Here is an 8,696-nt window from a genome sequence, read left to right as displayed (position 1 = left end):
TATTTAAGCGCAAAAGTAACACTTTTGTTTGCTTTCCGATATTTTTTCATTATTTATTTCTACATTTGTAGCGTTAACACGGACTGTGTAAAGGATATGCAAACCTTATTAAATGACATAGAATTAGATATTCAGGAATTGAAATGTTTGATGCAAGCCATTTCAAGTGATACCAATCCGACATTGAGGATTGTGGCAAAACGGAATATCCAGCAGATGAAGGTACGCTTGGAGGCGTTGCAAGAACTGCTTGAGGAGGCGCCAACGGCTGTTGTGCCGCCCCTGAAGGAAATCCCTACTGCTACTACTCCTTTGGCTGGACCGGTTTCTCCGGTTGTACCGGTCGTCCCTGATACAATGAAGATGGTATGTGAGGAACCGGGAAACAGTTCATACGGCTGAAGCGCTCCAGACTGTTGTAACTTCGGCATCTCCTATTTTGGCAGAACGTATCAAGCCTGCCAAGGATTTGAGACATGCCATCAGTCTGAACGATTCATTCCGTTTTGTCCGCGAGCTGTTCGCAGGCGATGCTGCACGGATGAATGAAGTGGTACGACGTTTGGGTGAGGCCCCTTCTTTGGACAAGGCTATGGATATTTTCGTTTCGGAAGTGCAGCCGGATGAAGAGAATGAAGCCGCTGTCGATTTTATGGAACTCCTCAAAAAATATTTCAGCTAAACAACCGATAAGTATGGGAAAACTTTATGTAGTGCCTACCCCGGTAGGGAATTTGGAAGATATGACATTCCGTGCTATCCGGATTCTGAAAGAAGTGGATTTAATATTGGCTGAGGATACACGTACTTCCGGCATATTGCTGAAACACTTCGAAATAAAGAATGTGATGCAATCTCACCATAAATTTAATGAACATAAAACGGTTGAAAGTGTTGTTAATAGAATAAAGGGGGGAGAAACTGTAGCTTTGATTTCGGATGCAGGTACACCGGGTATATCCGACCCGGGCTTTCTGGTGGTCAGAGAGTGTGTGCGCCAACGCATCGAAGTGCAATGCCTGCCGGGAGCGACGCTTTTGTGCCGGCATTAGTGGCTTCCGGATTGCCGAATGAGAAGTTCTGTTTTGAAGGTTTTCTTCCACAGAAGAAAGGAAGGATGACTCGCCTGAAGGCATTGGCCGGGGAGCGTCGTACCATGGTGTTCTATGAGTCTCCCCACAGATTGGTAAAAGCTTTGGCGCAGTTTACCGAACATTTCGGTGCCGGACGTCAGGCATCTGTTTCGCGGGAAATTTCAAAGGTGCACGAAGAAACGGTGCGTGGAACGCTTACAGAATTAATAGAACATTTCACGGCGAACGAACCGCGCGGTGAAATTGTGATTGTAGTAGCAGGAATAGACGATTAAATAACTTCATTAACCAAACGTAAAACGAAAGCGTATGAAAAAGTTAGCAGTTTTAATTGTATGCGCGGCTGTAATGGCTTCGTGTGACAGTTTCTCTGGTGGCAGTAAGAACCAGCTGAAAGCTGAAAATGATTCTTTATTGATGGAACTGACTCAGCGTAATGCTGAATTAGACGAGATGATGGGTACTTTCAATGATATTTCAGAGGGATTCCGCCAGATTAATGCGGCGGAGAGCCGTGTGGATTTGCAACGTGGCGCTGTGGCAGAAGGCTCTTTGAATGCCAAGCAGCAGATTGCGTCGGACATTGAATTTATCCGTAAACAGATGGAAGAGAACAAGGAGCAGATTGCCAAACTGCAATCTATGTTGAAGAACAGCAAAAACAACTCTGTTCAGTTGAAGAGAGCTGTAGAATCTTTGACTCAGGAGTTGGTGGCAAAGACCCAGCGTATTGAAGAATTGCAGGCTGAGCTGGCTTCCAAGAATATCCGTATCCAGGAACTGGATGCTGCCGTGACCGGCTTGTCTAGTGAGAAGGAGGAATTGACTGCCGAAAATGAGGCGAAGGCCAAAACCGTTGCCGAGCAAGATAAGGCACTTAACACAGCTTGGTTTGTGTTTGGCACAAAGAAGGAGCTGAAAGACCAGAAGATATTGACAAATACCGGGCTTTTCAAAAAAGGCCAGGTGCTGAAAGATTCTGATATCAACAAGGACTACTTTACACAAGTGGATATCCGTACGACAAAAGAGATTAAAACTATACTCCAAAGATGCTGATATCTTGACCACTCATCCTGCTGGCTCTTATGCGTTGGAGAAAGATGATAAAGGACAGCTGACTTTGAAGATTACAAATCCGAAAGACTTCTGGAGTGTGTCCAAGTATTTGGTAATCCAAGTAAAATAACACTGTTATAAGATTGATACAGAACGGACGCAGGTTATTGGAATTGATAATCTGCGTCTATTTTTATATATACCTTTCCTTTAAGTAATGGCATCTCAATATAAAAACCTCTTTTTTGATCTGGACGATACGCTTTGGGCATTTTCCCTTAATGCACGTGATACATTCGAAGAAATGTATCACAAGTATGACTATGGTCGTTTCTTTCGCTCTTTCCTGCATTTCTATACTCTTTATCAGCATCGTAATACAGAGCTGTGGGAAGAATACGGTAGAGGGCAGGTCAGTAAGGAAGAGTTGAACCGCCAGCGTTTCCTATATCCTCTGGAGGCAGTAGGGGCGAGGGATGTTGCTTTGGCTGAGGCTTTTTCTGATGATTTCTTTTCGGTCATTCCCACAAAAAATCGGCTGATGCCGCATGCTTATGAGGTGCTGGAATATTTGGCGGGGAAATATAACCTCTATATCCTTTCCAATGGTTTCCAAGAACTGCAATGTCATAAGATGCGTTCGGCGGGTATCGACCGCTTTTTTAAGAAGATTGTTCTCTCTGATGACATCGGTATCTTGAAGCCCTGGCCCGAAATCTTTCATTTTGCACTTTCTGCCACACAATCCGAGGTGCATGATTCTTTGATGATAGGCGATAGTTGGGAAAATGATGTGATAGGAGCCAAAGGAGTGGGTATGCACCAAGTGTTTTATAATGTAACCGGGAAGGAAGAACTGCCTTTTCAACCGACTTATCATATCAGTAATCTGAAAGAATTGATGCAGATTTTGTGACATTGAAATTTTTAATTGTACTTTTGTCTGCAGAAACGTATATTATACAGCTATGGACACAATCTTACCTTTCGCTCTACTTTGTTTTACCTCCTTCTTTACGTTGACAAACCCTCTCGGCACCATGCCGGTGTTTTTGACCATGACGCATGGAATGACGGACCGTGAACGGCAGTCGGTAGTATCGCGCGCCACTTTGGTTGCCTTTATTACGATTATGGTCTTTACGTTTGCGGGACAGTTCCTCTTTAAGTTCTTCGGTATCTCTACCAATGGTTTCCGTATTGCCGGTGGAGTTATTATCTTTAAGATTGGCTTCGATATGCTGCAAGCCCGTTATACTCCAATGAAGCTGAAAGACGAGGAAATCAAGACTTATGCCGATGATATTTCCATTACTCCTCTTGGAATTCCGATGCTTTGTGGTCCCGGTGCCATAGCCAATGCCATTGTGCTGATGCAGGATGCCCACACCATTCAGATGAAAGGAGTTCTTATAGGAATGATTGCCTTTATTTATCTGATTACCTTTTTCATATTGCGTGCTTCTACGCGGTTGGTCAAAATTTTGGGTGAGACGGGAAACAATGTGATGATGCGCCTAATGGGACTTATCCTGATGGTTATTGCCGTTGAGTGTTTTGTCAGCGGAGTGAAACCTATATTGGTGGATATATTGAAAGAAGGAGGCATACCATCACTGGCACACCTCCTCTAAACACTTTATTTATAAAAACACATTGGGAAAATTCCCAAGTTTCTTTAGGCTACTATTGATTAATAGCCTGGATTTTGTTCTATGTTCGGATTGGCATTGATTTCACCGACGGGAATCAACGGGAGCGCTTTCTTGGAGTCGCGGTTGAATGTACGCGCTTCTTCGCTCAATACGTCGTGCCATCCTCTGTCATTAACGTCCGTGTAGCGTGTAACGGTTTCACCGCGGCGCATAACATCGAAGTAGCGCTGTCCTTCACCTACAAGTTCCTTGCGGCGTTCGATGTAGATGCGGTCTAATGTGATGTTTCCGCTGGTTACTTGTTTGCTTTCATCCGTTGTGCGGTTGGAGATGATATCGTTCAGCAAGTTGGCAGCCTTGTTCTTGTCTCCGGCTTGGAAAGCTGCTTCTGCTGCTGACAAGTAAACTTCTGACAAGCGCAGCAATGGGACATTGGAGTAACGTACATCTCCGTTTACAGCAGGCATTTTGTTGATGTAAACTTTACGTTTGTCAAATCCTCCTGCTGCCGCTGCCAATAATATGTCGTTACGGATGTCTGCCGGGTCGGATGTAAGCATGTCAGAGAAGTCTTTTGTGACAATTACATCTCCATATCCGGGAGAAGCGCCAGCCTTGTCTGCATATAAGTAGGCAATACCTTCACGGTCTGTCCAGTCAGTATTGTTGTTGATGGAAATCTCGAACATGATTTCTTTTGAATGATTGGCATCACTTTTGCTCCATGCAGCAACATATTCTGACGGTTTCCAAAGTTTGTAAGACGAGTTTGATATGATGTCTTCAGCTACGGATAAAGCCTTGCTCCATTCGCCTTTTGTCATATATACACGTACCTGCAAGGCTTTGGCAGCCCAAAGGTTGACATAACCCACTTCATTGGTTTTGGGCAGTGCATTTGAGTTGATTGCATCTGTCAAATCCTTTTCAATAGCCTCATAACATTGGGCTACCGTGCTGCGGCTTGGCTTTTCTGTCGATTCCAGCGGGGAGGTAGCGATGGGCACACCGAGTGAGCTGCCTTGATCTACTGTATAAGGTTTACCGTAGATACGTGTAAGGTCAAACAGTGCCATGGCGCGCAGAACTTTTGCTTCTGCATCATATTGGTCAATAGTGGCTTTTGCCTCTGCCGCGTCGGTCAGGTTGCCACTTTCTGCTGCCTGAATCAGACGGTTGGCGCGTGCTATGACTACATAAGGCATCTGCCATACGGCTGTTGAGGTGGTGAAATTGTCGGCAGTTGTATATTCCATATAGTAGTAGAAGTTTGCTCTTCCACTTCCACCGTTATATTCATATTGGATATCTTCCCCTCTCATGTCACCGTATACGAACATGAGGCGTCCATAATAATTAATCAGGCTACTGTTACCTTTAACGGCAGCATAAAGTCCCGTCCGCACATTGGCCAAATCATCGCTGTTCTTGATTGCGGTTTCAGCATCTATTCCGTCTGCGGGTGACTGATCCAGCCAACTGTTGAGGCATGATGAAGTGCTGACTGCCATAGCTGCGCAAAGCGTTGCTGTGTATAATGTCTTTAATATTTTCATTTTCGTATCTTTATTAGTTAGAAATTCAATTCTATTCCGAATGTATATGTTCTCAATGCCGGAGTCTCAAATGTGCATAGTCCGTCTACACGCATTTCCGGATCTACAAATAAGTCTTTAGATTTCCATGTAAGCAGGTTGGACCCCGAGAAGTAAATTCTTGCCTTGCTAAGTCCAAGCTTGTTGATATAGTTTTGCGGAATGCTTACACCTAATGTGAGGTTCTTCAGACGTAGATAATCAGTAGGCATCAGCCAGCGTGAAGACAGTGAAGCTACGCTTCCATATTCAAATTTAGGCAATGTGGCATTCGTGTCGCCCGGGCCGGTCCACATCTTTGAGATGTCGTAGTATGTCGGTACGGCACCACCGTATAGATGTGAACCGCCATTGGAGTGCTGCCAAGTGGAGTAGTCAAAAGCATCACCACCCAATGAATAAGTGAAAGTGAAGCCCAAGTCAATAAACTTCCATTTGAGGTTGTTGGTAAGACCGCCTTCTATACTAGCCTGATGCTTGCCTACAATAGTTTTGTTGGCTTCAGAGATATTGGTTGTTGTCTTGCGGGCATTCTCTGTTCCGTCATTCAGGTAGAACATTTCTTTACCGGTCTCAGCGTCGACTCCGGCGTATTCATAAACATAGTATGAATAGTAAGGTTCGCCTACACGGTGAATCAGTGGTCCTGATACGATTTCATTCTGCTGGCCATCCAGTTTGGTCAGTTTGTTGCTGTTATGTGCCATGTTCAGAGAAGTGGTCCATGTGAAATCCTTGTTTCTGAAATTGGTTGATGTAATGGTCAACTCAAAACCGGAGTTCTTCAGTGAACCGATGTTCTGCGGAGTGGTATATCCGTAATCGCCATCATAATATCCTCCGACTTGTGATACGGGGAGGTCGTATATAAGGTCACTGGTTTTACGCTGATAGTAGTCGAATGTTACGGAGATACGGTCAATGAATGAAAAGTCGAGACCGATATTCCATGTTTTGTTCTTTTCCCATTTCAGGTCCGGGTTTGCAATTCCGACGATTGACATTCCTGACTGTCCATTGTATATGACTCCATATTTATAAAGATTCATATAAGCGTAATAGTCTGATGGTTGCGTTCCGTTTACACCATATGACACACGGAGCTTTCCATCTGTCAATACACTCTTGACGGGATTCAGAAAACTTTCGTCTATGAATCTCCATGCTCCGGAAACCGACCAGAAACTTCCCCAACGGTTTTCTCTTGCCAGACGTGAACTTCCGTCGGTACGATAGCTGAGACCGAGATAATATCTGTCTGCGTAGTTATAATTGGCACGTCCGAGGAACGAAGTCATGCGATAGCTCTGTCTGTTGGTTTCGGCACTTGTTGAACCGGCATTTGTCAATTCGTACAAATCACCCGGATAGTCTTGGCCTGCCATATAGTTGAAAGCATATTCCGTATCTTGTGTTTCAAAACCAAGCAGGGCATCAATATTGTGCAGGCCGAAAGAGTTGATGTAAGAGAGCTGGGTTTGTGTATTCAGCTGGTCATTACGATTGACAATGCGCTGCATGACACCACCTGGAGCGCCATTGTTTGAGTGTCTGTCCCAAAGAACATCATTGGTACCTTGTGCGTAATCATAAGCAATCTTTTCACTTAAATTTAACTTGTCCCAAATATTATAGGTCAACTTGATTGTATTAAATGCCTTCATCAGGGTATAAACGTCAGAGCTGTGCTCTCTTTCATACAAAGGATTGACTCCAAATATGCCGCAACCATTGTTTAATGTGCCGTCTTCATTATAGGGAGTTGATGAGGGGCTTTGGAAGAATGCATAATTGGCTACAGGCCCATCATAGGAGGTAGCTTCATTGGTTTTGTTTTGTCTTACTTTTGAAAATTGGCTTGTAACCTGAACTTCAAAGTCTCCAAACTTATGAGTGAGGTTTGCATTACCAGTGAAACGTTCCAGACCTTGTTTGTAAATGATGCCTTCCTGATTGGTATAAGCGGCTGAGGTGTAGAATTTGGTACGGTCGTTGCCGCCAGATACGCTCAGCTGGTAGTTCTGATGAGAACCGTTACGGAAAAGCAGGTCTTTCCAATCCGTCCATCCGGTTGAGGGTTTTGAAGCGAAGTCCTCGATGTTCTGGTCTGCAAAAGTTGCGGCATCTGCATCGGACATGTTTCCGCTGTATAATCCATAATTCTTGAGACCGGTCCATAAGAGTTCGCGGCGTGAGTCACCGTCGAGCATAGGACGATAATCTATTGCCATGTTTGAAAAACCCCAGTCAGAGCGGAAACTTACATTTGTTTTACCTTGTTTTCCGCTTTTCGTCGTAATGACCACAACACCGTTAGCAGCACGCGAGCCGTAAAGAGAGGCAGCCGCCGCATCTTTGATAACTGTGATAGACTCGATGTCATTGGTATTGAGTGAAGACAGAATATCAGTTCCTGCATCACTATAAGTGAACTCGGATAAGTCTCCACTTGTTACCGGTGTTCCGTCAATAACATAAAGCGGATTGTTTCCGGCATTGATGGAACCCATACCACGTACACGAATACTGCTTACAGAACCTGGATTACTTGAACTTGAACCAAAAGTAACACCAGCGACATTACCAGAAAGCTTGTCGGCAACAGAAAGAACAGGTACATCTTCCAAGGTGGAAGTGTTTACAGTAGAAGCAGCTCCGGTAAATGATGCTTTTTTAAATGTACCGTAACCGGTAACCACAACCTCTTCAAGCAGCTCAGAATCGGATTTCAAAATTACCTTTACATGAGGTTTAATCGTTACTTCTTGGGTTTGCATACCAACAAACGAAATCACCAGAGTTTTCGCGGAACTTGGTACGTTTGGTAATGTAAAATCACCATCTACACCGGTAATAGCACCAACTTGTGTACCTTTTACCAATACAGAGGCTCCAATAACTGGCTGCCCGTCTTCTTCAGAAATTACAACACCTGTAACCTTCTGGGTTTGGGCAGTTACTAGGCCTATTCCAACAAAAAGACAGGCCAATAACAGCATTAATTTTCTTTTCATAAATTCTCTCTTAAAGTTTAACTTTACATTAATTGTTTCTTTACTCTAACAAAGTGCAAATATATTAATAAAACTGAAACGAACAACTATTTTATTGAAAAAACCTTGTAAATCTATCAATTTGTTAACTAAACACGCTACTTTATGCTTAATAACAGATTTTTCATACTTAAAAAACCTAAACCGGCTTATGTTTACTATCACTATGATTCCCTCTTTCAAGGTGATTTTTCCAAGAAATACACATATTTTAAAACAAAATGGTTAATAAACAAGCTG

Annotated in this window: 4 protein-coding genes and 3 pseudogenes; 5 read left to right on the top strand and 2 right to left on the bottom strand. The window is 43.6% G+C overall.

Annotated elements, in window-relative coordinates:
* The first annotated feature begins 96 nt into the window (after positions 1 to 96).
* The 5 genes and pseudogenes from H1A11_RS18785 to H1A11_RS18765 all read left to right on the top strand — a co-directional run bounded on the left by H1A11_RS18785 (position 97) and on the right by H1A11_RS18765 (position 3,787).
* A pseudogene (locus tag H1A11_RS18785) lies at positions 97 to 682 on the top strand (hypothetical protein).
* A 13-nt stretch (positions 683 to 695) separates the two neighbouring features.
* Positions 696 to 1,369, top strand: a pseudogene (gene rsmI, locus H1A11_RS18780) (16S rRNA (cytidine(1402)-2'-O)-methyltransferase).
* Between the two features lie 34 nt (positions 1,370 to 1,403).
* A pseudogene (locus H1A11_RS18775) lies at positions 1,404 to 2,283 on the top strand (hypothetical protein).
* An 87-nt stretch (positions 2,284 to 2,370) separates the two neighbouring features.
* On the top strand, positions 2,371 to 3,069 hold the full coding sequence (locus H1A11_RS18770; protein ID WP_008665786.1) for a YjjG family noncanonical pyrimidine nucleotidase: 699 nt from the start codon (positions 2,371 to 2,373) through the stop codon (positions 3,067 to 3,069).
* 52 nt (positions 3,070 to 3,121) lie between these two features.
* Positions 3,122 to 3,787 (top strand): MarC family protein, encoded by a 666-nt coding sequence (locus tag H1A11_RS18765; protein ID WP_008665785.1) that lies wholly within the window; start codon positions 3,122 to 3,124, stop codon positions 3,785 to 3,787.
* 59 nt (positions 3,788 to 3,846) lie between these two features.
* Here H1A11_RS18765 and H1A11_RS18760 read toward each other — a convergent pair whose 3' ends face one another.
* Together H1A11_RS18760 and H1A11_RS18755 are read right to left on the bottom strand one after the other, a co-directional pair.
* Positions 3,847 to 5,364, bottom strand: coding sequence for a RagB/SusD family nutrient uptake outer membrane protein (locus tag H1A11_RS18760; protein WP_181757152.1), 1,518 nt, complete (start codon positions 5,362 to 5,364; stop codon positions 3,847 to 3,849).
* Positions 5,365 to 5,381: 17 nt separating this feature from the next.
* A complete protein-coding gene (locus H1A11_RS18755; protein ID WP_255461609.1) occupies positions 5,382 to 8,417 on the bottom strand; it encodes a TonB-dependent receptor in 3,036 nt (1,011 codons plus the stop codon).
* Positions 8,418 to 8,696: the final 279 nt, after the last annotated feature.

This window comes from Bacteroides sp. CACC 737, from assembly GCF_013874375.1.
In the GTDB taxonomy this organism is placed as follows: Bacteria; Bacteroidota; Bacteroidia; order Bacteroidales; family Bacteroidaceae; genus Bacteroides; species Bacteroides uniformis.
Note: the sequence above shows the minus strand (reverse complement) of the source record. Positions and strands in the feature narration are given on the sequence as shown.

Excerpts from the sequence above, each read along its gene's own strand:
- H1A11_RS18770 (WP_008665786.1), top strand. The coding sequence starts at position 2,371 with ATGGCATCTCAATATAAAAACCTCTTTTTTGATCTGGACGATACGCTT.
- H1A11_RS18765 (WP_008665785.1), top strand. The coding sequence starts at position 3,122 with ATGGACACAATCTTACCTTTCGCTCTACTTTGTTTTACCTCCTTCTTT.
- H1A11_RS18760 (WP_181757152.1), bottom strand. The coding sequence starts at position 5,364 with ATGAAAATATTAAAGACATTATACACAGCAACGCTTTGCGCAGCTATG.
- H1A11_RS18755 (WP_255461609.1), bottom strand. The coding sequence starts at position 8,417 with ATGAAAAGAAAATTAATGCTGTTATTGGCCTGTCTTTTTGTTGGAATA.